The sequence below is a fragment of the Salinimonas lutimaris genome (assembly GCF_005222225.1).
In the GTDB taxonomy this organism is placed as follows: domain Bacteria; phylum Pseudomonadota; class Gammaproteobacteria; order Enterobacterales; family Alteromonadaceae; genus Alteromonas; species Alteromonas lutimaris.
In genome coordinates this window covers 2,463,468-2,488,130 of the sequence record NZ_CP036536.1, presented here as the reverse complement: position 1 = coordinate 2,488,130, position 24,663 = coordinate 2,463,468, and the positions used below count along the sequence as shown (strand labels likewise).

Genomic DNA, 24,663 nt, shown 5'->3' with positions numbered 1-24,663 from the left:
AGGGGGCTTTTTTGTGCAAATGATATAAGATTATGCGCACGTAATATTGCAAATAGTGCCCCTACGATAGATACTCAGGTAATAATTTTGCCACGGAAAATCAGGTGTTTGCATTGAAAAGTATGGTATCAGCGATAGTGGTGGCAGGGGTTCTCTGCTGGCCGTCTGATACCCGTGCACAACCGGTGAATGTGGATTATTGTGCGTCGGTAAACTGGATGCCCTATGAGGGCGTACGCAACGACACCCACATTGGCCTGATTGCTGACTATATGCAGATGCTGGGCGAACTGACCGGCCTGACCTTTACCGTGGTTCCCACCGATAACTGGCAGCAGTCACTGGAATTTCTTGAGTCCGGTAAATGCAGTATGGCCAGTATGATGGACAGCGCGCCGCTCGAACGCAGTGAACTACAGCAATCTCTGGCGGTGTTTGATATTCCTGATATTCTGGTAACCCGTAATGATACGCCGATGTTACACGGCTATGGTGGAATTGGCCGACGCCGGGTGGGGGTGGTCCGGGACTTTCGCCATAATGAATTTATTGCCCGCTATTATCCGGCGGTGGAGCTGGTGCCGGTGAGTACCGAACACCAGGGCTACCAGGCGCTTGAGCAAGGTGAAATCGACGTGATGGTCGGGTCGCTGCTAAGCGCCAACGCCTATCTGTTTAAACATTACGAAAAGCTTAAAATTGCCGGTGTGGCAGAGCCGTTTGATGCCCTGCATTTTGTGTTCAGGGCCCAGTCGGACGTCGACCTGGCTGAGCTGGTAAACGGCGGTATCAGTGCCATCCCCGAAAGCCGCAGGGTAGGTCTGTTCAAACGCTGGAATCAGGTCAGGGTCAGGCACGTGAAAAATCTGATGCCAGTGGTCGGACTGGTATTGGTGACGCTTGTTGTTATCGGTTTACTATTTTGGCGGCAACGTTCAATTAGGGATATCACCCGGCGTATCAATGCCAAAACCACTGAAATTGAATCGTTGCAGGCTATTTTGCTGGAAAAAAACCGCACCATCGAATTTTTAAGTAATCACGATACCGTGACCGGTCTGTATAACCGCAACCATGTTATTTTAAAAGCAGAAGAAGAAATTTCACGTTTCCGGCGTTTTCAGACACCCACCTCGCTGGTCGTTATGGAAATCCTGCATACCGAAGCGTTTACTGATGCAGCCCGGAGCCAGACCGAAGAGTACCTATTGCGATGTCTGGGCAGAGCCTGTTTATCTTCAGTGCGTGAGGTCGATGTGATTGCTCGCTGGAGTAACGAGCAGCTGGTGTTTTTGTGCCCTCACACCGAGCAGGATGAAGCGGGAGTGCTATCGCAGCGACTGCTGGCCTGTATTGAGGCTGCGTCGCAGGAAAAAGGGTTTACTGTCACGATTGCCGCCGGGGTGGCTGGCTTGCAGGATAACTGGACTTTCAATGACTGGTATGAACAAGCCTGCAGTGTGTTATACCAGGCCCGCCGCATGGGCGGCGGGGTGGTAAAACTCACCTATTTCTGAGCTCTGTGCAGTTTAACGCCACACAGGCTCATTAATAGCAGGTTACTGCATATAACCTTCATTGGCCCTGATAGTCAGTGGGTGATAGCCAGGGCGGGCTTCAGCAAAAGCCTTGCGGGCAAATGCCTTACCTTCATCGGTTTTCACCAGTTCCCGATACAGCGGTTTAACCAGCTTGTTGCGGCCAATATGTGTCAGGTAGTCATATAAACGATCATAGGCGGGCTTGTACTGATTTTTCACCGCAATCAGTAACCAGCTGTGGGCAATCTCATTGTTCTGAGAGGCCGTCAGGTTAAATGCCGCATCCAGCTCATCTAACCGCTGCGCAGACAGCGTCTCGGGCATGTTGTTTAAAAAGAACAGCCACTCATGGGTGGTCCACTTGCTGGTATCAATGTCACTGGCCTGTTGTTTACCGGCCAGCCACTGGTTACGGGCTTTATTGATTTTACTGAATGCATCAGAGGTGGGAACCGGCGCGCCATCAGGAATGCCTGGTTCAAAAATCCACTGATTGATGCGCTCACGATCCAGTAGCTCCGGATAGTCTTTTAGCAAGGTATCATCAAGATACGCCAGAAAATCATCTGTGGTGATACTTTGAAACGCAAAATGGTCAAAGTAGTTCATCAGGAATTGGTCAAAGTTTTCCCGGCCAATCTTATGTTCTATCTCGCGCAGGAATAGCGCGCCTTTTTCATAAGGTATATCGGAAAATACATCATCAGGATTTCGCCCGCGCAGGTCAATCGCCAGAATCTGGTCCTGTTCAGGTAGGGTGGCTACATCGGACTGTAAGCTCTGGTAGCCCAGTACCGCTTCCATATTGAAACGATCTTCACCGTACAGCATTTCCATAATGCGGTAGGTCAGGTAGGTGGTGAAACCTTCATTTAACCACAGATCCCGCCAGGTCGCGTTGGTTACGGTATTGCCTGACCAGCTATGGGCCAGTTCATGGGCAATCAGCGATACCAGGCTCTTGTCACCGGCAATAACGGTGGGAGTAATAAATGACAGACGTGGGTTTTCCATTCCTCCAAACGGGAACGAGGGTGGCAGGATAAGCAGATCGTAGCGGTCCCAGCGGTACGGACCGTATGTTTTTTCGGTCAATTCCAGCATGTCTTCGGTGTCTTCAAACTCAGCCGCCGCGCTGTTGAGTAATTCCGGCTCTGCATACACACCGGTGCGATCACCCATGGGCTTAAATTCAAGGTCACCAATGGCCAGTGCAATCAGGTATGAAGGAATGGCCTGGGGCATGGAAAATTCGTATTCACCATCGCGCTCGGTTTGCGGATCATTGGCTGCGCTCATGACCGCCAGCAAGTCTGCGGGGGTATGAATCGTCGCTTCATAGGTGACCCGCACCTGCGGTGAGTCCTGCAGAGGAATAAAGCTACGCGCATGAACCGCCTGGGCCTGAGTAAATAAAAACGGGTACTGTTTACCGGCGGTCTGGGCCGGGGTCAGCCACTGAACACCTGACGCATCCGGTGAGGTGGCATAATGAATGGTCACCGTGTCGCCCTGCGCTGGAAGGCTGATGGTCAGGGGAGTACCCAGATCTGGATCGGTTTTACCCATCTGATAGTCAACTGCCTGGCCATTGGCAGTAACACGACTGACCGACAGTGCACGGGTATCCAGTACCAGAGAGTCTGCCTGCGCCTGCTGTTTTTTATAGGTCAGGGTTGCGGTGCCGGATAGCACATGCTGATCAAAATCAGCCGTCAGATCTAAATCCAGGTGGGTGACAGTCACTTCATCGGGATTAGAAAAAGAATGGTAATCGGTGCCGGCCTGCATGGCTGTATCGTCAACGGTCTGATGCTGAGATGACGCTTCGGCCTCTTTAGGTTCATGGGCTTGTTCACTGCAGGCAAAAAGTAACGGGGCAGTGAAAAATAGCCAACTGAATTTTTTCATTGTTATCCTTGGTTTGGCTGGATGTAAAATAAAAGGTCAATACCACGGGGAGCGCGCAAACTCCCCATAATATCGCAGATGTTACCTGCATAAAGTTAACCAACCAAGGTCTGTGCGCTGAATATGATGTTAATGGCGGTAACAGGTGTGACCGGTTACCGCTGTCTGAGGATTTATTTTGTCAGCGTCCAGCGGGTATCCGCATCACGCAGTAAATACAGGGCAAAACAGGCGCCCCACATAGGCCAGGCGGCGAAAAACAACAGGTGATTGAAGGCATCCAGATATTGAGGAAAGGATGATAGCGTGGAGCCGCCATGCAAAATAAAAATTGCCCCGTATGTCCAGCGTTTTGCGACTCCGCCCACAAAGGCCAGTACCAGAACCAGTTGCAACGCGCCCATGATATATACCGGTAGTTCGGTCACACCAGAGATAGAATAAAACTTCTCAAAAATCCCCATGCTGTGTGAAGGATTGATAAACTTGTCCAGCGTCCAGACAAACATAACAATAAACACTGAGACGCGCAGTGCCAGCAAAGCCCAGCTCAGGCGGTTTTCAATGCCGGGTTTAACAGCGGTAGACATAAAATACTCCGATAATAAAAAATTCTGCCATACAAGAACGGGATGGGAGACAATTAATTTCGTTGTTTTAAAAAGTTTTTTTACTATTGCTGAAAGTTTCTGGACAGGCACAGGGTCAGTACAGGAAAAGGAAATACAAGTGGATGTGAATATAACCGTGATACCTGCAACCCCATGCTACATGGCCTGTCTGTTGGCCGCACTGTTTCACCCGGTCGCTAATGCTCAGCAACCCGGTGATGTGGAAGTGATTGAAATTACCGGACAACAAGATACGTTAAGTAGTCTGAACCCGGCGGCCGGTCAGGCCGAAGGCCTGTTTGGTGCCGGCATATCGGTACAGGACACACCCCGCACACTCACGCTCATATCGCAGGCTGCGCTGGAGCAATTTAATATTGAAAGTCTGCATGACATATCCCGGGTGGCGCCCAATACCTATGCGGCCAGCGGCTTTGGTACGCCCAGTTTGCCCACGGTGCGGGGTCAGCTGGGTGAGCTGTTTCAGGATGGTATTCGGCGGCAGGCCGGTAATAACGGGTTTGGGTTGCCGTTTTCATTTAACAGTGTTGAGCAGGTGGCGGTGGTCAAAGGCCCGCCTACGGTGTTACTGGGCAGCACCCAGCGTAACGGCGGCTTTGTTAACTTACGCTCAAAAACCGCGCCGGTGGATGAGGCCAGCGGCAACCTGACACTCAAAGCGGGTCGCTGGGATCAGTATTCTGGTACGCTGGATTACTCCACCCCGATTGAGCAGGGTAAAACCGCTTTTCGAATCAGCGCTCAGTGGCTTGATCATGGCAGCTTTTATGATTTTGCCGCGACCCAGAGTGAAAACATTTTTGTTACTTTCCGCTATCAGCCGGATGCTGTCACCACGTGGGATATCAGCGCCGAATTCTACGATGCCGAGTATCCGGATATCGCCGGTATTAACCGTCCGACCCAGGCGCTGATTGACGATGGGGTGTATATCACCGGGCAGGGTGTTCAGCCCTCCGGCAGTAACATTGCGGGCGCAGGGGCAATTATCTCGCCTACCGGTGAAGTTGTGATCCCGCGTAACCGGGTTCTGACCCACCCCGATGACATTAACAGCGCTCAGACGACCATACTACGCAGCCGTTACCAAACCAGTCTGTCACCCACACTGACTTGGCGTAATCTCAGTTATTATCAGTATCTGGAGCGCGAGGAAATTGGTACCAACAGTTTTGTGGAAATTATAGATGGTGCGCATACCGCGCAAAACCGCACAGAACTGGATATTCAGCTGACCGGCACGCAGCGCACCACACTGGCGCTGGATGTGCGCTATAACGATGTACTGGGGTACAGTCAGTTTACCACCGAGGCGGATAACCCGATTGACCTGACCGGTCCGCTGAGTAATCGCCTTATCCCGTTAAGTGCCGCGCAGCAGGCCCGGCTGGTGGCACTGCGTCCAGGCGTGTTTGTGTCGCCCGGTGCTCAGTATGATATCAATAATGACGGGGCCGGTGATTTTAATTTATCCGATACCACAGACTCACAAACCTGGCAGACCGGGGTTGCCTTGCAGCAGTTTTCTCAGTGGAGTGAACGGCTGTCAACTATTGTGGGCGTGCGCACTGATTATTACGATATACAGGCCCGTGATGCATTGTCACCACCAGGTGTTGAGGCCGCATCCGACTCATATTCCGATACGCTGACCAGTTTTCAGCTTAATGCTACCTATGCACTGACCGACAGCCTTAACCTCTTTGCTGCTGTGGGTCATAACGATGCCACCTCAAACAGTATGGCGGGCGGCACCACGCTGGGGGCAGACAATCAGATAAACCCGGCTAACTTTGCCACTGAAAATGAGCTGTATGAGATTGGCCTGAAATATGCGCCGGCAAATAATCTGTATGCTGAAATCGCGGCGTTTGAGCAAACCCGTAGCCTGCGCAACCGTGATGGCAGTAACACCGGAGTAAAAACCCGGGGCGTTGAGCTGCAGGCTTTCTGGCAGGCAGATAACTACTGGGTTAACGGCAGCTACAGTTATCTGGATGCCCGTTTTGATAATTCGGCGGCGTTTCAGGGCACCCGTCAGGTGGCCGATGCGTTTGATGCCAGCCGTCCTGATATTATCAGCGGCACTGGCGTTGGCTCGCCCTCATTTGCCGCTTTTGCGCCATCAGACAGCCGGATGCAGGGCGTGGTACCGCAACTGGTGTCGCTGAATGCTGGGCTGGATATCACCCAGGATATCAGTGTGGGAACCGGCCTTGTTTATACTAAATCGTTTCCGCTCGACTTTTTGCAGACGGTGCATATCAGAGATCAGTACCGCTGGGATATAAACGCCAGCTGGCAGGTTAGCGATAATCTGCGACTGCGCGCCGAAGTGGTTAACCTGACCGATGAAGAAAACTGGCAGCCGGTATTTGAAGGCGGTTACTTTGGCGCCACGCTGGTCATGCCGGAATTACCCCGGCATGGTCAGGTCACCCTGCAATACGCATTTTAAACGGAGCTTTGATACATGGCGAAAAAATCACTTTTACTAGCGTTGTTTGCTGCCCTGATTGTCAGCTTCTTTGCGTTTGATCTGAACCAGTATTTTACTCTGGCCGGGCTGAAATCCTCGGTCGATGAGTTTCAGCAATCTATTGATAAAAACCCGGTGGTCAGCATTGGCTTGTTTTTTCTTGGATATGTTGCCGTCACGGCATTGTCGTTACCCGGCGCTGCTATTTTGACTCTGGCGGCCGGCGCGCTGTTCGGTTTATGGCTGGGCTTGCTGCTAGTGTCCTTTGCGTCGACCATCGGCGCAACACTGGCTTTTATCAGTGCCCGGTTTATATTTCGCGATACCGTGAAAAAGAAATTTGGCGAAAAACTCAAAAAGATTGACGAAGGGGTGGAAAAACAAGGCGGATTTTATCTGTTTACCCTGCGTCTGGTGCCGGTGTTTCCGTTTTTTCTGATTAATCTGCTGATGGGGCTGACCAGTCTCAAAATCCGCACTTTTTACTGGGTTTCTCAGGTTGGCATGCTGGCCGGCACGGCAGTGTATGTGAATGCTGGCACCCAACTGGCGCAAATTGATTCGTTGTCCGGTATTGTTTCGCCCGGTCTGATTCTGAGTTTTATTCTGCTGGGGATTTTTCCCTGGATAGCCAAAGGCATTGTGGCGCTGGTGAATCGTCGGCGGGTTTACAAAGGCTATAGTAAACCGGCCTCGTTTGACCGTAACCTGATTGTCATCGGCGGTGGTGCTGGTGGCCTGGTCACCAGTTATATCGGGGCGGCGGTGAAAGCCAGAGTGACCCTGATTGAAGCCTCTGAAATGGGCGGAGATTGCTTAAATTACGGCTGTGTACCAAGTAAAGCGATAATTAAGACGGCCAAGGTGGCCCAGCAGATGCGTCATGCCGACAAGTACGGACTGAATGCTACCCAGCCCGGCTTTTCGTTCAAACAGGTTATGGCCCGGGTGCAAGAGGTGATTACAACTATCGCACCCAACGACAGTGTAGAGCGCTATAACAGCCTGGGCGTGGAAGTGCTTAAGGGCTACGCGACCATTGTCGATCCCTGGACAGTCACCATCGCGTTAAACGATGGCAGCACACAAACCCTGACCACCCGCAGTATTGTGGTAACCACCGGGGCGCGGCCGTTTGTACCGCCACTACCGGGAATTGACGATAGCGGCTATGTGACCTCGGACACATTGTGGAGTGAGTTTGCCAACCGGGAGGAAGCCCCTGGGCGACTACTGGTGCTCGGCGGTGGTCCGATTGGCTGTGAGCTGGCCCAGGCGTTCAGCCGGCTGGGCAGTCAGGTCACCATTATTGAAATGGCCGGGCAACTGATGGGGCGCGAAGACAGTGAAGTGGCGGAGCTGGTAACCGGCGTGCTCAACGAGCAGGGCATAACAGTGAATACCGGGCACAAAGCGCTGCGATTTGAACGTCAGGGCGCTGACCGGGTACTGGTTGTTGAACATGAGGGTGAAGAGCGCGCTCTGGTTTATGATGATGTGATTGTTGCGGTGGGCCGTGAGGCACGGCTTAAAGGCTTTGGTCTGGAGGAGCTGGGTATTACGTTTGACCGGACCATTGATACCGATGAATTTTTACAAACCCGCTTTCCCAATATCTATGCGGCCGGCGATGTGGTAGGACCGTATCAATTTACCCATGTGGCCTCGCATCAGGCCTGGTATGCTGCGGTGAATGCCCTGTTTGGTACTTTTAAAAAGTTTAAGGTGGATTATCGGGTGATCCCCTGGGCCACCTATGTGGATCCGGAAGTGGCCAGAGTCGGTATTAACGAAACTCAGGCCAAAGAGCAGGGGATTGAGGTTGAAGTAACCCGCTATGAATTTGCCGAACTTGACCGGGCCGTCACCGAAAGTGCCCGTACTGGCTTTGTGAAAGTATTAACCCCGCCGGGCAAAGACAAAATCCTGGGCGTGACCATTGTCAGCGAACATGCCGGCGATTTACTGGCAGAGTTTGTTCTGGCGATGAAGCATAATCTGGGACTGAATAAAATTCTGGGCACTATCCACGCTTATCCTACCTGGGCTGAAAGCGCAAAATATGCGGCGGGTAACTGGAAGCGGGCTAACGCGCCGGAGTCATTGCTACACTATGTGGAGAAGTACCATGCATGGCGAAGAAAATAAACGTAAAGGACCATGTACCAACAAACCATTACTGGGGACGCTGCTGACTGTCATCGGGCTGAGCTGGTTGATCCTAAGCCTGCCAGCGATAGCAGATGAGCCCGCGCCAGTTAGCTTGCATGCGCCCTGGAATGCCCTGTTAAAGGAACTGGTTCATCCGGCCCGTGATGGGGCGACCACGCAGGTGGATTATGCCGGGTTCAAAGATCAGAAAAGTGAGCTGAGCGCGTATTTGTCACAGCTGGCGGCGGTCAGTAAAGCCGAGTATGAAAACTGGGAGCAACCGCGTCAGCTGGCTTTTCTGATTAATGCCTATAATGCCTACACCGTTTTACTGATTGTTAATCATTACCCTGATATCAACTCTATTAAGGATACCGGCTCGCTGTTTTCCTCACCCTGGTCAAAAGATTTTGCCCGTTTACTGGGGCAGAAACGTTCTCTGGATAACATTGAACATGGCTGGATTCGGGGGGCGCAGGGCGATTACCCGGGGTTTAAGGAGCCACGTATTCATTTTGCGGTCAACTGCGCCAGCATCGGCTGTCCGTCCCTGCGCGCCGAAGCCTACACTGGGCAACGCCTGAATGCGCAGCTTGAGGCTCAGACCCGGCAGTTTTTATCCGATCGCACCCGTAACCGGGCCGACAATACCACTTTGCACGTGTCCAGTATCTTTAAATGGTATGACAATGACTTTCAGCATGGCTGGCAGGGCATCGACAGCCTCAGCGGATTTTTTATGCACTATGCTGATGCTCTGAACCTGGATGAAGCGCAGCGTGCAAAATTACAAAAGGGTGAGCTGGACATACAGTTCTTGCCTTACAACTGGGCGCTTAATGAGTTTGAAAAGTAGTCTGGGCGCGTGGTGCCTGCTTGTGATGATATCCGCCAGTCAGGCGCAGGAAGTGCAGTTTCATGCCTGGGGCGGCTCAGTGCAGGTCAATCAGTATATACAGTGGTTATCAAAGCAGGCCAGTCAAGAGCTGGGGATATCGGTTAATCATGTCAAACTGGCAGATACCAGTGATGCAGTATCCCGGGTACTGGCTGAAAAAGCCGCCGGCAACACCCGGCAGGGCAGCGTGGATCTGATTTGGCTCAATGGTGAAAACTTTGCGGCAATGAAGCAGCATGGGTTACTGCATAAAGGCTGGGTGTCTGGCTTAACCCATTTTAAACTGACTAACCCGGCGCAAAATCCCGGCATGACGATGGATTTTGGGGTGCCCACTGACGAGCAGGAAGCCCCGTGGGGCAAAGCGGCGCTGGTGTTTTACTACAATCAGGCGCATATTAATCAGCCCCCCCATACCGCCACCGAATTACTGGACTTTGCGCGTCAGCATCCGGGACGTTTTACCTATCCGCTACCGGTCGATTATCTTGGCAGCAGCTTTTTAAAATACATAGCCATTACCCAGGCCGGTCCCTGGCAATCATTGCTATATGCACCGGTAACCGATGAGGCCAGAGACAAGATTACCGAGCGCCTGTTTGCGTATCTGGATCAGCTTCATCCGTATCTGTGGCATCAGGGACAGCAGTTCAAACGACAAGCCTCAGGATTGCAGCAACTGTTCAGTGACCATCAGACCCTGCTGAGTTTTACTTTCACAGCCGCCGAAGTACCGGCTGCCGTCAGCCGGTATGATCTGCCCGCCAGTACCCGTACCTATGCCATGCAGGATGGCAGCCTGTCGAATGTACATTTTGTGGCAATTGCGTTTAACAGTGCACACAAAGCGCAGGCAATAAAGCTGGTGAATTTTATGTTGTCGGTACCGGCTCAGGCCTATAAACAGCGAGCCGATATCTGGGGGGACGAAACCGTGCTGGATGTCAGCCTGCTGTCCGGCGAGCAGCAGGCCTTATTTGTCCCGATAACGGCCGCACCATCGGCGCTGCCGGCAGGGGCTTATCACAAAATGCTGGCTGAGCCTCATGCAAGCTGGACCGAGGCCCTGAAAGCGGCCTGGTTCGACCGTTACCAGAGGCATCATTAATGCTGTTTCAGCGTTGTCTGCAGCTGGGCTGGTGGCTGTTTGCCTTGGTACTGATATTGCCTGTGCTGGCCGGCTTGCTGGGCATGCTGCTACCGGCGGCAGGATATTTTCCGGCGCTGGGTTATCATTCGTTTTCCACCGTTGCCATTCAGGCCCTGACTGTAACGCCGGGCCTCGGGAAGATGGTGGCGTTGTCGGTCAGTACTGCATTGCTGTCTGCACTGTTGTCGCTGGCAGGATGTATTGCGCTGCTGGCGACTTTTTTTCAGCACCGCGGGCTGCACCGTCTGCAACATCTGTTAAGCCCGGTGCTGGTGATCCCCCATGCCGCTGCTGCCATCGCCGTGGCGTTTTTACTGTCGCCGGCAGGCTGGCTGTCGCGCCTGGTGGCCCCTTTATTTGGTTGGGAGCTACCACCGGCATTCAGTGTACTTAACGATAGCGCCGGTTTGGGTATGGTGCTGGCGTTCAGTTTAAAAGAACTGCCTTTTTTACTGCTGGTCAGTCTGGGTATTTTGACGCAGCCGGCGTTACGCCATACCCTGACCCGGCAAGTGGCCGTGGCACAAAGTCTGGGCTATCACCCAGTCACCGCCTTTTTAAAAGTGGTGCTGCCGGTACTTTACCCGCAGCTCAGGTTACCCCTGCTGGCGGTACTAGCCTATGCCAGTGCCAGCGTGGAGATACCACTGATACTGGGGCCGGATAATCCGCCCACGCTGGCCGTGGCCATATTGCACTGGTTTAACAGTGTGGATCTCACCGACCGGTTACAGGCCAGTGCCGGTGCCCTGTTACAGGTGGTAACAACCGTGGCGGTTATCGCACTGTGGCTGGCAGGCGAATGGGGGCTTAAATCCTGGTTCAGGCACCAAATCACGACTGGGATGCGCAGCACAGGTCGACGGGGTTTACCCATCGTGGCGGGCATGACACTGGCGGTGTTTGGCGTTGCCATGGTGACTATCTGTGCTTCTTTGATATTGTGGTCAGTGGCGACTTTCTGGCCTTATCCGTCTGTATTACCTAACGATATCACCACGATACACTGGCAGCTGGGGCTGGGGCAGCTATCCGGGCCACTGGCTAACACTCTGGTGCTGGGCGCGGCGGTCAGTCTGAGCGCTATTGTGCTGGTGGTGCTGGCACTGGAAGCCGGGCAGTCGGGCAGATCGCCGGGCTTTCGACTGGACAGCATCCTTTTTGTACCACTGATTGTGCCGGGTATCGCATTTTTATACGGTCTGGTCTGGCTGGCCCAGCTGGTTGCACCAAAGGCGGTGTGGATACCGGTCTATCTCAGTCATCTGGTGTATGTGATGCCGTATGTCTTTTTGTCGGTGGCGGTGGCCTACCGCCAGTTTGATACCCGCTATTTGCAGGTTGCAGCCAGTCTGGGCAGCCGCCCGTTTCGGGTTTTTTACCGTATCCGCCTGCCCATGCTGTTTGCCCCGCTGATGGTGGCTTTTGCGCTGGGACTGGCAATCAGCTTTAGCCAGTATTTACCCACGCTATTAGCGGGCGGCGGGCAGCTGGCAACCCTGACGACCGAAGCGGTCGCAATCAGTGCCGGCAATAGCCGGCGGCTGGCCGCGGTGTATGTCATCATGCAGATGATACTGCCACTGGCCGGGTTTATACTGGCCTGGTGGCTGCCAACCCTGTTATTTAATCCCATGACACGGAGGCGCGGATGAAGCAGCCTGAGCTACAGTTAAATGATGTGTGTGTTTATCATGATTCGCGCCGGCTTTGTCAGATCAGTACCACGGTGTCTGCCGGTAGTATCCTGACCATTACCGGTCCGTCGGGTACGGGAAAGTCCAGTTTACTGGCCGCACTGGCGGGTTTATTACCACCGGTGATGCGAATGAGTGGTCAGATTTTGCTGGGTAAGCGGGATATCAGTGCTATGCCTGCCCATGAGCGGCAACTGGGTATGTTATTTCAGGATCCTTTGCTGTTTGAGCACATGACTGTGGCGCAGAATATTGCCTTTGGCATGCCGGCAGAAGCCGGCCGGGACAAAGCTTCACTGGTGCGCCGCATGCTCAAGGATGTGGGGCTCGAGGGCTTTTGCGATAAGCCGGTTCAGACTTTATCCGGCGGCCAGCAAGCCCGCGTGGCCTTACTACGAACACTGGCCTCACGGCCTGCGGCGTTACTGCTTGATGAGCCGTTTAGCAAGCTGGACAGTGCGACCCGCTACAAAACCCGTGAATGGGTTTTTGATCAAATCCGGTCCTATCAGTTACCGGCAGTACTGGTGACCCATGATGAACAGGACAGTCACTCTGCTGGCGGTCAGATTATCGGAATTTAATGATGTTAGATGCAAAAATTACCCCTTTGATAAAGCCTTTGTTAATGCCGGTTGTGCGCCGCTGTGATCGCGCCGGGCTGACGCCGGATATGCTGACCGTGACCGGGTTTATTATCGGACTGTTTGCCATGCCGTTTATCCTCAGCGGACAGTTTGGCTGGGCACTGATTTGTGTGGCGCTAAACCGGCTATTTGATGGCCTGGACGGCGCACTGGCCCGTTATCAGCACAGCGCCAGCAGTGCTGGTGGCTATCTGGATATTTGCCTGGATTTTTTGTTTTATGCCAGCGTACCGCTGGCCTTCGGGCTGGCTAATCCGATGGTGTGGGGCGCACCGGCTGCGTTACTGCTGTTTTGTTTTATTGGCACCGGCAGCAGCTTTCTGGCCTTTGCGATAGCGGCTGAAAAATACCAGATCAGCCGTCCTGACTTTAATCATAAAAGTTTTCATTACATGCAGGGGCTGACCGAAGGCACCGAAACCGTCGTGTTTTTGCTGGCCGTCTGCCTGTGGCCACAGGCCTTTACTATGCTGGCTTACCTGTTTGCGGCGGCCTGTGGCATCACTATTGCCACCCGGATTGCCGGTGGTTATTTTACCTTAAAAAAGGTCGGTCATGGACAGTCATAGTATGCTCAGGCTGAGCCTGTTTATCGGCATATTTGGCGTCATGGCACTGGCTGAGGCATTATGGCCGGCCCGTCAGGCAGTAGTTAACAAAGCGCTGCGCTGGCGGGCAAACCTGGCCATGGTAGTTTGCGGTGCGCTGGTCGGCCGGGTGGTGCTGCCAGCCAGTGTGGCCGGAGTGGCGCTGTGGGCACAGCAACACAGTATCGGTGTGCTGCATCATATCGCCATACCAGGCTGGCTGTCGGTGGTTTTAGCCGTATTGTGGCTGGATCTGGTGATTTACTGGCAGCACCGGCTGTTTCATCGGATTCCGCTGTTATGGCAACTGCATAAAGTTCATCACGCAGACAGCCATGTGGACACCACCACCGGTCTGCGTTTTCATCCGCTGGAAATTGGTCTGAGCCTGCTGGTTAAATCGGCTGCGGTACTCCTGCTGGGGGCACCGGCGGTAGCGGTGCTTATCTTTGAAGTGGCGCTCAATGGTTTTGCCCTGTTTAATCACAGTAATATCCGGCTGCCTCAGGCACTGGATGACAAGCTGGGGAGGCTGATTATTACCCAGCGCCTGCACCGCATTCATCACAGTCAGTATGGCAGAGAAACCAACTCAAATTACGGATTCAGTGTGTCGTGGTGGGACCGGCTGTTTAATAGTTTTACCCACCGGGCTGAGCAAACCGATGAACAGTTGGATATTGGCCTGACAGCCTATCCGGCAACGCCAGCCAACAGCCGCTTTGTGCGACTGTTGATGATGCCGTTTCGCCGGTCATAATGTCAGGATTTTTTGGGATCAAACAGCCACTGGTGATTGTGGTAAGAGACCGTGCTGCGATCGTACTCACGCTCAGAGCGCCAGCTACGATTGTTTAATTTCACTGACACCCCGTTATAAATACGTTTGTTGGCATCCAGGCCAATGGCCTGCATGTAGTTTTCTTTTTCCTTACGCATTTCAAGCGTTTTTAATTCCAGCCAGTTAAGCAGCGCTGCTTCATTTTTGTAGAGCTCTACCGCGCTGTTCATTTTTTGCTTTAATTCTGCAGGTAGGATTTTAGCTTTGATTAGCTCAATTTTTTCTTTATGCCGGGCGGAATTCTGGCGCAGCTGCTCAAGCAAGTCATCCATGGTGTCTTTACGTTCCAGCAGTTTGCTGAAGCCGGGGCTGAAATCAATTTTCAGGGTGCTGCCGGAAACCGCACCAAGGGTGCCAGCCGCCACAGTGCCCTGACAAACAATATCACAGGCAAATAAATTCCCCTGAGGGTTGTTCAGCTTGCCCACCGTGACCGAACCTCCGCCGTGCAGGCGACTGTATGCCAGCTGACGGCCTACTGTGATATTCCCGCCGCATGTAACTTCAATGCCCTGACCGTGCTGAACATGTACCGAGCCCGCCGCTATCAGCCGACAGGAATACTGGCCACTGTCTTCATTGAGCTTACCCATTGCGCCTTCGGTAATAATAATATCACCGCCAGCTTCAATCAGGGCTGACTCGACAAAACCGTTAATGGTGACATCTCCCGATGCCCGGATTTCCATCTTTTCGGTGACATCACCGTTAACCAGTACTGCGCCTTCATAATTAACATGCCCGCTGCCTACGTTGACGCCACTACAAATAAAGGTGTCGTCTATGGTCATCACCATATCACGGTATTTAGGCATGCCCGAGATGGTGGCAACCAGCACATCAGGATCATCATCACTGACTGCTGTGCCTTTGCCCAGCGTAAATTCCAGCCACTTACCGGGCGTGGCCGGAATGGTCAGACCTTTTACATCGTAGCCGTGACGCCCCTGTGAAGGGGGCAGGCGGCGCAGCACCTGAGTATGAATTTTGACACAAATGACCTCGCCCAGATTACGCATATCCACCCGGTCATTGTCGTCGGTCTGAGGTTTGAGCACTCGCTCCAGGGCATTGGGTACCAGTGGCAAAAATTTGCTGCTGCGACCTTCCCTGGGGGGCAGGCCCCGGGCAATTTCTCCGTTAATAACCTCCCCGGGCGCGGCCTGGGCGAGTTCATACAACAGCGCGGCCAGACGTTTTCGGCTCAGCCCGCGAATGATGCCGGCATTGGTTGCCATATTGATCAGAATATCGATGGTGGGCATACGGCCACCATAAGGCGCAGTCAGACTGACCGAAGCACTCATGCTGTCTTTGCTGACCTTAAATTCCACCTCAGTATTGCGCCGTTCTCCGACTCGTTCGCGAACCATAGTTTTGTCATTGGTTTTGAACAGGTGGTTGGCCTTATCACAGGCATTTTTTACGGTGGTTTGTGAAATATAAAGATTCTTGAACTGTCCTTCGTTCAAGGTATTCCATAACTGCTTTGCTTCCAGTTCACGCTCTAATGAGGTGGGATCCAGAGTTAGCTCCACATAATTTTTTGAGTCATCAAGGTTAACTGATACACCGATCATTACTACTTCCGTTTGTGGTACATGATGTGATGGCGATAGTGCTGCCGAGACCCTACTTTATAGTGTTTTTAATTTGGCCGTCAAAGGTTTTCCGCATATTGGTACAGCGCCCGCAAAATGCCTTGTTTATCCGGATCATCAGCATGGGTGGCAGCCAGCTGTTCCAGTTCCATCAGGTAGGCTTCCAGGGTAATGGTGGCCGGAGACTGCGGGTCGGTCAGGCGATAGTGACGATGATTGTGCCAGCGCTGTAATTCAGACTCACTGAGGGTTTGCGGATAATTTCTGGCCCGATAACGAAACAGCATACTTTGTAGCTTCTGGTTTTGTGTTTTATCAGTCAGTGCAGATAACTGTTCAGGATCAGCTTCAGTCACATCCACACACCAGCTACGTTCTTCATCGGTTAAAAAGCCGCCGCTGTACAGCGCGTGATCGATATCATCATCATGGTCAACCGGTGTGTCGTTGTATACCTGCGTGACCCGGGCGATAAGATCGTCGGCAACAGCCAGCTGTTTAAAATTCTGCCGGCAGTATTCCAGGTCAAGGCCCAGCCGGGCTGCGGTGTCTTCGGTCATCGCCCTGGCTGTGGTAATAAACGGCGAGCGGTTAATATGAATCAGTTTCAGGCCCGGACGCGGTTCATCACCTAAATCGACCTGTTTGCTGTATAAGCGGGAGCGGATTGTCTCCGGGTCACTTTCAAGCAGTGCCCCGGCATCTTTGGCCAGATCCACAGCAATTATAGCATTGGGGTTTGACGGGTGGCGAACCAGCGGCATGACCAGCGTTGCACAGCCCTGTCTGGCTGGCAGTTTCGATGAGACATGCAGTACCACTGACGGTTTGGAAAAATCCAGCTGATCCATCACTTTATGTTTGCTACGTAAAGAAAACGCATAGTCAAACAGGCGCGGCTGCTTTTCTTTAATCAGTTTGGCCAGGGCGATAGTGGCATACACATCGGATAAGGCATCATGGGCTTTACCGTGGTCCAGCTGATTGGCGCGGGTTAAATCTTCGAGCTTAAAGCTGGGCGTACCGTCTTCTTTTAGTGGCCACTCAATCCCTTCTGGACGCAGCGCGTAACAAGCCCGGGCCAGATCGATAATATCCCAGCGACTGTTGCCGTTTTTCCACTCTCTGGCGTACGGATCGATAAAGTTGCGGTAAAACAGGTGCCGGCTGACCTCGTCATCAAACCGAATGCTGTTGTATCCGGCAACACAGGTATTGGGCTGGCTCATGGCGTCGCTAACCTGACGGGCAAAGTCAGCCTCCACCGAACCATCACGCAGGGTTTGCTGAGGCGTAATGCCGGTGACCAGGCATGCGCCGGGCTGAGGCAGATAGTCGTTACCAATCTGACTCATGATATTGATTGGCTTACCAATTACATTTAAATCCATGTCGGTGCGAATCGCTGCAAACTGACAGGGTAAATCTTTTTGGGCACTGGTGCCGAAGGTTTCGTAGTCATGCCAGAGAAATGTAGGCGCTGTCGTCATGGTAAACCTGTTGAGATTGGTAAAATTACGCCGGGCAGTTTACACGGGTTGTACTGAAAGTGAAAATTTCTACCACCAGGGGCACTGGAATTGCACTGCAAAATTGGTGATGATAAATCTACATATATCAATGAGCTGTATCAGGAGTACACATGAGAAAAGGGTTGTTTGGGGTATTATTCGCAGGGCTGGCACTAAGCCAGTCGGTCTTAGCTGATACCTCAGAGGTGGCCATCGCCATTCATGGCGGTGCCGGTACCATTGTAAAAGAAAATATGACACCGGAGCTTGAAAAAGCGTATGCCAAAAAGCTACGAGAAGCGGCCCAGGCCGGCTACCAGCTGCTAAAAGCCGGTAAACCCGGCGAAGATGCAGTAGTGGCGGCGATTCAGGTACTCGAAAGCTCGCCATTATTTAATGCCGGTGTCGGCGCGGTGTACACGTACAATGAGGAACATGAGCTGGATGCTTCAATAATGCAAGGAGCGAAACGTACAGCCGGGGCGGTGGCTGGCGTTAAAACAATCAAAAGCCCGATTGCAGCGGCGCGGCTGGTGATGGAGCAATCTGAGCATGTGATGTTGTCCGGGGCCGGAGCAGAAGCCTTTGCGCAAAGTAAAGGACTGGAGCCGGTGAATAATCATTTTTTTGATACCGACCAGCGTCTGGAGGCGCTGAACAAGGTAAAAGCACGGATGGAACAGGCCGGTCTGGACACCGGTGGTCAGCAGGGTAATGAAAAAATGGGTACCGTCGGTGCTGTCGTACTGGATGCCAACGGCAATCTGGTGGCTGGCACCAGCACCGGGGGAATGACGGCTAAACGCTTTGGCCGGATTGGCGACTCGCCGGTGATTGGGGCTGGTACGTTCGCCGATAACGAAAGCTGCGCGGTGTCTGCAACCGGGCATGGTGAATTTTTCATCCGTTACAATGTGGCTGCTGATATTTGTGCCCGTATCCATTATCAGGGCGTCAGCGTCAGCCGCGCCGCAGAGACGGTCATTAACGAAGAGCTGAAAAAGGTCGGTGGCGAGGGTGGTGTTATTGCGATAGATAAGCGAGGTAATATTACCATGCCATTTAATACGCCAGGAATGTACCGGGCCAGCATCGGGCAGGATGGCAGTGTGAAAGTGGGTATTTACAAAGCACTGTTACCCGAAGTACAAAAAAGTGCCGGCTAAACCACAAAACAGGTAGCTGAATAGCGGTTATGGGGCTAGGCTTTAAGTAACGCATCCAAAACTATTTAACATGCGTAAATAAAAGTATCTGGCCTTACACATAACACGCAGCGAAACGCCAGGACAGCACGCTGCTTTAGGGGGCAAAATGGAATCGCTACAAGTCTGTGATTATATGAACCATCATCCTGTTCGTTTACTTGAGGACATGCCTGTGGCTGAAGCGGTGGAAGCATTGCTTAACAGTGGTCAATCGGGTGGGGCTGTGGTCAGCCCGCGGGGAAAACTGGTGGGCTTTTTGTCTGAGCAGGACTGTATCAAGCAAATGGTGGAGTCCTGTTACTACCGTGAGCAGGTCTGTCGGGTGAAAGACATCATGCAAACGCCGGCCCTGAGCGTGAAGCCCTATTTGTCGGTGATTGAACTGGCGCAAACCCTGCTAAAAGAAAAGCCACGAGTGTATCCGGTGGTGGATGACGATGGCATTCTGGTGGGCAGTATTAATCGTACTGCTGTGTTAAAAGCGATTGATAAACAATTAAGCTCAGGGTATCAGGCTGTCGGTTAGCAGCCTGTTGCCAGCACGCTTAGTGCTTATTTGATACCACGAGGTTTCCGCTAACCCCTGCCAGGGCCTTGCTATCGACCAGCTTGAAGTTCTGGTTGGCCGATGGCATTACATTGTGGTGCAGCCTGTACCACCCAGCAGGCTATTGGCGATGCACGGGCCCGGCGCCAGTGAGGATACATCCAGCCAGTTTCTGACACACCATCAGTACCCCCAGCCGTATTCTCCTGAATATCAAATGGCTTACCACAGGCCAGGTCCTGTTCACTGACCGCTATTTCTATAGATTTGCCGGTGGACATCCATAAATCAAAACTGGGTCAATACTGGACAGGCATGAAGCAAAAATCGGGCAGTCACAACCTAACCTGACGCCTGAATAGCAACCTCAATCAATCTTAATGGACACACACTGACTAGTCTGGACAGGCACCCCATTCGGAGTTGATGGCTTATCACAAGACAGGCACTGTTCACTGACCGCCACTCCTGTAGATTTACCGGTGGACATCCATAAATCAAAACTGGGTCAATACTGGACAGGCATGAAGAAAAAATCGGCCAGTCACAACCTTGCCTGACGCCTGAATAGCAATCTCAATCAATCTTAATGGACACACACTGACTAGTCTGGACAGACATCCCATCCGGAGTCGATGGGCGGACAGTCACCACTATTTAAACGGACAGGTACACTCATCCGGGGTGGGTAGGCAGACAGTCACAATAAAACCGGACTCACAATTCATCCTTCTTCGAACTCTGCGCCCTTTGTGGTTACTAAAATCACGTGACGGCCTTGTTGTTAAGGCGTCCTGGCACTAAATACTGGAAAAGCGAGCCCGTTTTCCCTAGGATCACGGGTCATTTGAAAGTCAGCAGGCACCACGTTAAGGATTTGGCATTGGATTCAGGTACAACACCGGTTTCAGTTACACAGTTAAAACAGGAGCTGGCCACCGTCATGGGGTCAGATCGCTTTCGCTTACAGCGGCGCATTTCGCAATTATCGCGCAATAATCCGTCTGTGGATGCGCTGGAAAAACTGCAGCATGCGATAACGTCCTCGCAACAGCGTCGTGCCCTGCGTGAAGAAAACCTGCCTGATATTGTTTATCCGCCATTACCTGTTAGCGATAAAAAAGACGATATAAAAAAAGCGATTGCTGAAAATCAGGTTGTGATTGTTGCCGGTGAAACAGGCTCGGGTAAAACAACACAATTGCCCAAGATTTGTCTGGAGCTTGGGCGGGGTGTTGATGGCATGATTGCCCACACTCAGCCTCGACGTCTGGCGGCTCGTAGTGTGGCAAGCCGGATTGCTGAGGAGCTTGATACCCCGCTGGGCGAAAAAGTTGGTTTTAAAATTCGGTTTTCAGATAACGTCAGTGAGTCCAGTTATGTCAAACTGATGACCGACGGGATGCTGTTGGCGGAAATGCAGCAAGACCGTTTTTTGAATCAGTACGACACCATCATTATCGATGAAGCGCACGAGCGCAGCCTGAATATTGATTTTTTGCTTGGTTATCTGACGCAATTACTGTCCAAACGTCCTGACTTAAAGTTGATCATCACGTCGGCCACTATCGACCCGGAGCGGTTCTCCCGTCACTTCAGTAATGCGCCCATTATTGAAGTCAGCGGGCGTACGTATCCGGTAGAGATTCGATACCGTCCGGCTGAGGAGCTGGGTGATGATCTTGATCAGACAGACGCTATTGTTGAAGCGGTTAATGAGCTGGGCCGTGAGTCAAGCGGCGATATTCTGGTATTTTTAAGCGGGGAGCGCGAAATCCGCGATACTCAGGATGCACTTGAGAAGCAAAAATATTGTGCGACAGAAATTGTGCCGCTATATGCCAGACTTTCAGCCGCTGAACAAAACCGGATTTTCCAGCCTCATGGCGGGCGGCGGATTGTACTGGCGACCAATGTGGCTGAAACGTCACTGACCGTACCGGGAATAAAATATGTCATTGACCCGGGAACAGCCCGCATCTCGCGTTACAGCGCCCGTTCTAAAGTACAGCGTTTGCCGATAGAGGCCATTTCCCAGGCCTCGGCTAATCAGCGTGCCGGTCGTTGTGGACGGGTGTCTGAAGGTATTTGTATCCGGTTGTACAGTGAGGACGATTATCTGGGCCGGCCTGAATTTACCGATCCGGAAATTCTGCGTACAAATCTGGCTTCTGTGATTCTGCAAATGCTGGCCCTGGGCTTGGGCGAAATCAGTCGTTTTCCCTTTGTTCAGCCACCGGATAACCGTAATATTAATGATGGTTTTCGTTTACTCGAAGAGATTCAGGCGATAAGCCGGGATAAGGATAAAGCCCGGTTAACGCCGTCAGGCCGTCAAATCGCGAGGTTACCTATTGATCCTCGTTATGCCCGCATGGTGCTGGAAGCCAATAAAACCAATGCGCTGCGCGAAGTGATGATCATCGCAGCCGGGCTGTCGATTCAGGATCCCAGGGAACGGCCGTCAGACAAAAAACAAGCGGCTGATGAAGCCCACAATGAGCGGGCAGATAAAGACTCTGATTTTATCAGTCTGCTGAACACCTGGAATGCTTTTCGTGAGCAGCAAAACAGCCTGACAAACAATCAGCTGCGCAAATGGTGTAAAAGCAATTTTATTAATTATCTGCGTATGCGCGAATGGCAGGATATTGTCAGTCAGCTGAAAAAATCACTGGCAGAGCTCAATATGGGGCTGAGTAATCAGGCGGCAGATTTTCAGTCTGTGCATCAGGCTATTTGTTCCGGGCTGTTATCCCATATCGGTACCAAAGATAAAGAGCGCGAATATCTGGGTGCACGAAATACCCGTTTTATGATTTTTCCCGGCTCCGGGCTGGCTAAAAAGCAGCCCAAGTGGGTGATGTCTGCCGAATTGGTAGAAACCTCAAAATTGTTTGCGCGAATTAATGCCCGCATTGATCCCAACTGGATTGAGCCACTGGCCACCCATCTTACTCAGTCAAATTACTCTGAACCGCACTGGTCGAAAAAGCGTGGTGCGGTTATCGCGTACGAAAAGGTTAGCCTGTTCGGACTGCCGATTATTCCCAAACGTCCAGTAGTCTATAGCCAGTTGGATCCGGCACTTTGTCAGGAACTGTTTATACGTGAGGCTCTGGTTAACGGCGATACCAAACTGGACTATGCCTTTTTACGAGATAACCAGGCGCTACTGGCCCAGGCTGATGAGCTTGAACAAAAAACACGGCGTCGTGACCTGATTGTAGAAGAGCAGACACTGGTGGAGTTTTACGCCGCACGCCTGCCTGAAGAGGTAAACAATGAAGCCGCGTTTAAAAAGTGGTATCGCCAGCATCATCAGTCAGTTGCACTGACATTCACCGAGGCGGATGTATATCGTGATCAGCCTGATGCCATGGAAAATGGTTATCCTGATGTGTGGAAGCAGGGCAATCTGACGCTGCCACTGACCTACCATTTTGAACCTAATGCAAAGGATGACGGGGTGACCGTTAACATACCGCTGCCGGTGCTTAATCAGGTAGCGGATGTGGGATTTGACTGGCAGGTGCCGGGCCTTCGTCATGAGCTGATTGTGGCGCTGATCAAAAGTTTACCGAAGCGTTTGCGACGCAACTTTGTGCCGGCCCCCAATTTTGCCGATGCCTGTATGGCGGATATTGACCCGCAGGATAAAAATGGCCGGCCGGTGGCTCTGCTTGAAGCCCTGACCAGTAAATTACGCAAGATGACCGGAATCACTGTTGAGCCAGAAGACTGGAACTTTGAACAAGTGGACACCCACCTGAAAATGCATTTTGCGGTGGTTAAAGAAGATCGGACAGTCATTGCATCAGGAGACGATCTGCACACGCTAAAAGAGCAGTGCCAGGGCAAGGTGCAGCAAACTTTTACCAAAGCCGCGACACCGGAACTCGAACGAAAAGGGCTGACGGAATGGGATTTTGATTCGCTACCAGAAACTTTTGTACAAAAAGTGGGGGGCTTTGAAGTTCAGGCATTCCCGGCTTTGGTACGTAAGGGTGACAAGGTTGATATCGTACTGGTTGATGAAGCCGACAAAGCGCGCCAGTTACATCATCAGGGCGTTAACGTGTTGATTAAAAATGCGATCCCATCGCCTCTTGGCCACTTACAAAGTAAATTGCCGAATAAAGCCAAACTGGGGTTGTATTTCAATCCGTTCGGGCAGGTTAAAGCTCTGATTGACGACTGCATTTTTGCCGGAATTGATGCGCTACGCGCCGAATATGAAGCCTCATCGGCCGGGACAGTAATTCGTGATGACAGGCGCTTCACTGCCTGTGTTGATCATGTGCGAGCTAATATCAATGACAAGGTTCTGGATATTGCGCAGCAAGTGGAAACCGGACTGACACTGGCACATCAGTGTCAAAAGCAGATGAAGGGTAGCGTGCCTCTGACGATGGTCAGTGCGATGGGCGATGTCAAAGCGCATCTGAGCAGTCTGGTTTATGCCGGGTTTGTCAGTGACATCGGCGCAGACAGGCTGGCAGACTGGAACCGGTACTTAAAAGCGCTGGCCCGCAGGCTGGAAAAATTACCGGTGGATCCGACCAAAGACAGACAGGCACAACTTGCCATAGAAAAAGTGCAGGATGATTTTGAACGGGCATTGAAAAAGTATCCGACTGGGAAAGCACCGCAGTCATTAGTGGATGTCCGATGGATGATTGAGGAATTACGTGTTTCCTTATTTGCCCAGCAACTGGGGACGGCATATCCGATTTCTGCAAAGCGTATTCACAATTTTATTGCTGAGTTTTAAGCCTAAAATCGATACTGCTACGTAATGAAGCGAAGATGAAAAAAAACAGCTATATTCATTAGGTTGGGAGAGGTGCCGGGCAGATCAGTTGACAAGGTTTCGCTCACCCCCTATAACGAGATAGTTAATGATAATTCAGTTCCATATGGCGTAGCAGTCAGGAGAAGTAGAATGTTGGGATACGACGATAAGCGTAACTTTTTCAGAATGATGGTTAACTCACCTTGTCAGGTGCAGATTAACGATGATGAGTCCAGCCGTACATTGCAGGCCGTGTGCAAAGATATCAGCGCTACCGGCATGTCTTTAGAAGTGGATGAGCCATCGGTTGAACTGGGCACTCAGGTAAAAGTATCGATCGAGTCTACCAGTTCTCAAATCCCGTCCTTGTCTGCGGTAGCAACTGTGGTTCGCTGCGTCCAGGAGTCTGACAATAGCTGTGTGATAGGTATTGAAATTTCAGAAATGAAATAAATGTCTGTTTGATG

General features: G+C 51.9%; 18 protein-coding genes. 13 read left to right on the top strand and 5 right to left on the bottom strand.

The features are described 5' to 3' along the window. The first annotated feature begins 104 nt into the window (after positions 1–104). The gene (locus EZV72_RS10835) at positions 105–1,517 is read left to right on the top strand and encodes a transporter substrate-binding domain-containing diguanylate cyclase (RefSeq protein WP_137167265.1); all 1,413 of its coding nucleotides are present in this window, start codon (positions 105–107) and stop codon (positions 1,515–1,517) included. Positions 1,518–1,559: 42 nt separating this feature from the next. On the opposite strand, the gene EZV72_RS10830 is transcribed toward EZV72_RS10835, so the two are convergent. Both EZV72_RS10830 and EZV72_RS10825 read right to left on the bottom strand, forming a co-directional pair. Continuing rightward, on the bottom strand, positions 1,560–3,452 hold the full coding sequence (locus EZV72_RS10830) for a M1 family metallopeptidase (protein ID WP_137167264.1): 1,893 nt from the start codon (positions 3,450–3,452) through the stop codon (positions 1,560–1,562). Positions 3,453–3,625: 173 nt separating this feature from the next. Then, entirely contained in the window at positions 3,626–4,042 is a 417-nt protein-coding gene (locus tag EZV72_RS10825) for a hypothetical protein (RefSeq protein ID WP_137167263.1), read from the bottom strand. Positions 4,043–4,223: 181 nt separating this feature from the next. Between EZV72_RS10825 and EZV72_RS10820 the strand changes: the two genes are divergently transcribed. Genes EZV72_RS10820 through EZV72_RS10785 form a run of 8 tightly spaced genes read left to right on the top strand, consistent with a single transcriptional unit; the run spans position 4,224 to position 14,453 of the window. Next, entirely contained in the window at positions 4,224–6,542 is a 2,319-nt protein-coding gene (locus EZV72_RS10820; protein WP_137168725.1) for a TonB-dependent receptor, read from the top strand. Positions 6,543–6,557: 15 nt separating this feature from the next. Continuing rightward, positions 6,558–8,711, top strand: coding sequence for an FAD-dependent oxidoreductase (locus tag EZV72_RS10815; RefSeq protein ID WP_137167262.1), 2,154 nt, complete (start codon positions 6,558–6,560; stop codon positions 8,709–8,711). Then, complete coding sequence (locus EZV72_RS10810; RefSeq protein ID WP_137167261.1) at positions 8,692–9,570, top strand: DUF547 domain-containing protein; 879 nt, start codon at positions 8,692–8,694, stop codon at positions 9,568–9,570. The genes EZV72_RS10815 and EZV72_RS10810 overlap by 20 nt, the downstream gene beginning before the upstream one ends. After that, complete coding sequence (locus EZV72_RS10805; protein WP_137167260.1) at positions 9,554–10,720, top strand: ABC transporter substrate-binding protein; 1,167 nt, start codon at positions 9,554–9,556, stop codon at positions 10,718–10,720. The genes EZV72_RS10810 and EZV72_RS10805 overlap by 17 nt, the downstream gene beginning before the upstream one ends. Next, positions 10,720–12,417 (top strand): ABC transporter permease, encoded by a 1,698-nt coding sequence (locus tag EZV72_RS10800; protein WP_137167259.1) that lies wholly within the window; start codon positions 10,720–10,722, stop codon positions 12,415–12,417. The genes EZV72_RS10805 and EZV72_RS10800 overlap by 1 nt, the downstream gene beginning before the upstream one ends. Beyond that, positions 12,414–13,043, top strand: a complete 630-nt coding sequence (locus tag EZV72_RS10795) for an ATP-binding cassette domain-containing protein (protein WP_137167258.1) — start codon at positions 12,414–12,416, stop codon at positions 13,041–13,043. Before EZV72_RS10800 ends, EZV72_RS10795 begins: the two co-directional genes overlap by 4 nt. Positions 13,044–13,045: 2 nt before the next feature. Further along, positions 13,046–13,675, top strand: a complete 630-nt coding sequence (locus tag EZV72_RS10790; protein WP_137168724.1) for a CDP-alcohol phosphatidyltransferase family protein — start codon at positions 13,046–13,048, stop codon at positions 13,673–13,675. Next, on the top strand, positions 13,662–14,453 hold the full coding sequence (locus tag EZV72_RS10785) for a sterol desaturase family protein (RefSeq protein WP_137167257.1): 792 nt from the start codon (positions 13,662–13,664) through the stop codon (positions 14,451–14,453). The genes EZV72_RS10790 and EZV72_RS10785 overlap by 14 nt, the downstream gene beginning before the upstream one ends. 2 nt (positions 14,454–14,455) lie before the next feature. On the opposite strand, the gene EZV72_RS10780 is transcribed toward EZV72_RS10785, so the two are convergent. After that, positions 14,456–16,114, bottom strand: coding sequence for a DUF342 domain-containing protein (locus tag EZV72_RS10780; protein WP_137167256.1), 1,659 nt, complete (start codon positions 16,112–16,114; stop codon positions 14,456–14,458). Positions 16,115–16,194: 80 nt separating this feature from the next. Next, positions 16,195–17,625: an exodeoxyribonuclease I gene (gene sbcB, locus EZV72_RS10775; RefSeq protein WP_137167255.1), complete on the bottom strand. Its 1,431-nt coding sequence runs from the start codon at positions 17,623–17,625 to the stop codon at positions 16,195–16,197. 152 nt (positions 17,626–17,777) lie between these two features. Between sbcB and EZV72_RS10770 the strand changes: the two genes are divergently transcribed. Both EZV72_RS10770 and EZV72_RS10765 read left to right on the top strand, forming a co-directional pair. Next, a complete protein-coding gene (locus tag EZV72_RS10770; RefSeq protein ID WP_137167254.1) occupies positions 17,778–18,812 on the top strand; it encodes an isoaspartyl peptidase/L-asparaginase family protein in 1,035 nt (344 codons plus the stop codon). 148 nt (positions 18,813–18,960) lie between these two features. Next, a complete protein-coding gene (locus EZV72_RS10765; protein WP_137167253.1) occupies positions 18,961–19,380 on the top strand; it encodes a CBS domain-containing protein in 420 nt (139 codons plus the stop codon). Positions 19,381–19,451: 71 nt separating this feature from the next. Here EZV72_RS10765 and EZV72_RS10760 read toward each other — a convergent pair whose 3' ends face one another. Further along, entirely contained in the window at positions 19,452–19,682 is a 231-nt protein-coding gene (locus tag EZV72_RS10760) for a hypothetical protein (protein ID WP_137167252.1), read from the bottom strand. Between the two features lie 602 nt (positions 19,683–20,284). Here EZV72_RS10760 and hrpA point away from each other — a divergent pair. Next, on the top strand, positions 20,285–24,175 hold the full coding sequence (gene hrpA / locus EZV72_RS10755; RefSeq protein WP_137167251.1) for an ATP-dependent RNA helicase HrpA: 3,891 nt from the start codon (positions 20,285–20,287) through the stop codon (positions 24,173–24,175). A 171-nt stretch (positions 24,176–24,346) separates the two neighbouring features. Next, complete coding sequence (locus EZV72_RS10750; protein WP_137167250.1) at positions 24,347–24,649, top strand: PilZ domain-containing protein; 303 nt, start codon at positions 24,347–24,349, stop codon at positions 24,647–24,649. Positions 24,650–24,663: the final 14 nt, after the last annotated feature.